Source organism: Vibrio sp. Vb1554 (assembly GCF_033344235.1).
On the sequence record NZ_JAWPOJ010000336.1, the window covers coordinates 1 to 1,153 of the forward strand.

The 1,153-nt window shown below is 42.3% G+C and carries 2 protein-coding genes; one reads left to right on the forward strand and one right to left on the reverse strand.

Annotated elements, in window-relative coordinates:
• On the forward strand, positions 1-420 hold a 420-nt coding region (locus R8N28_RS26100), incomplete at its 5' end, for an HAD-IA family hydrolase (RefSeq protein WP_318183768.1).
• Positions 421-531: 111 nt separating this feature from the next.
• Here R8N28_RS26100 and R8N28_RS26105 read toward each other — a convergent pair.
• Positions 532-1,011 carry a Dps family protein gene (locus R8N28_RS26105; RefSeq protein WP_005461991.1) on the reverse strand — a complete coding sequence of 160 codons (480 nt, stop codon included), beginning with the start codon at positions 1,009-1,011 and terminating at the stop codon, positions 532-534.
• Between the last annotated feature and the right edge of the window lie 142 nt (positions 1,012-1,153).

A 1,153-nucleotide genomic window follows, 5' to 3' on the forward strand; every position in this document is an offset into this window, starting at 1 on the left:
ATTTTTGACCACGAGATTTCCGATGCTGAACAATCTAGCCCGATGATTGGTTGTCATGAGTTGCTGAACTACTTGGAGAAAAATACGATTAAAACCGCCATCGTGACGCGAAACTGCCTAATTGCGACACAAAGAAAATTGGAACATAACCAAATCACCGTTGAGCAAGTGATCACGCGTGAATGTTATCCACCAAAACCCGATCCTTTATCGCTACAAGTGCTCGCCAAGGAGTGGCGTTTGATGCCAAATGAAGTGCTGTATGTCGGTGACTTCCTTTACGATTTACAAGCTGCGTACAATGCACAAATGCCGTCTTGTTTAGTGCATCACGGCATCACCGAACAATTTAAAAATTCGGCGTCACTTGCGGTGAGAGAACTGTCCGATTTGCTGGCGTACTTTGAATCAGCGCACTGATCCCTTTGTCCGAAAAGCTCAACGAATTAGATTGCCAATTCACAGAGACAAAAAAAGGAGCACTCATGTGCTCCTTTGGCTTATTCCCGAATCGTATGTAAATGTTTGAACTTAGCCTTGTAGGTAAGCGTTAAGCATCCACATTAATTTTTCTTGCTCACGGATGTAATCACCCATCAGTGCCGCAGTACCTTCATCGTCTGCTTCACCAGCGTTTTGTAAAATCTCACGCTGTTTAACAAGCAGAACACCAAAACCATCAACCAAGCCTTTCACGCACTCTTCACCCGCTGTCGCGTTTTGATGCTCTTTGATTTCGCTTGATTCTAAGTAATGGCTAAACGCGTGTGCTGGCGTGTAACCCAACGTTAAAATACGTTCTGCAAGTTCATCAATTTTGGTTTGAAGATCTGTGTAGATCTCTTCAAATTTTACGTGCAATTCAAAGAACTGGTGGCCTTTGATGTTCCAGTGATAACCGCGTGTGTTCATGTACAGCACTTGATAGTGGGCAAGTAGCTGATTCAGTTGTTGTGCTAGTTGTTCTGATTGTTGACGATCTAGACCAATTAAGCTTACTTGTTTGCTCATAATCTTGCTCCTTGGAGAGTAAAGTTTAAAAATTCTTTTGCAGTATTTGCTGCCGATGGAGTCATATTAGATCTGAGCGGTGAGGAAGGAAATTTGGTTTTAGCTATAGCTTTAATAACTAAACTCAATGAGCAATTAGGTT

Bases quoted from the DNA above. Each gene is read 5' to 3' on its own strand.
- R8N28_RS26105 (WP_005461991.1), bottom strand. From the start codon at position 1,011: ATGAGCAAACAAGTAAGCTTAATTGGTCTAGATCGTCAACAATCAGAA.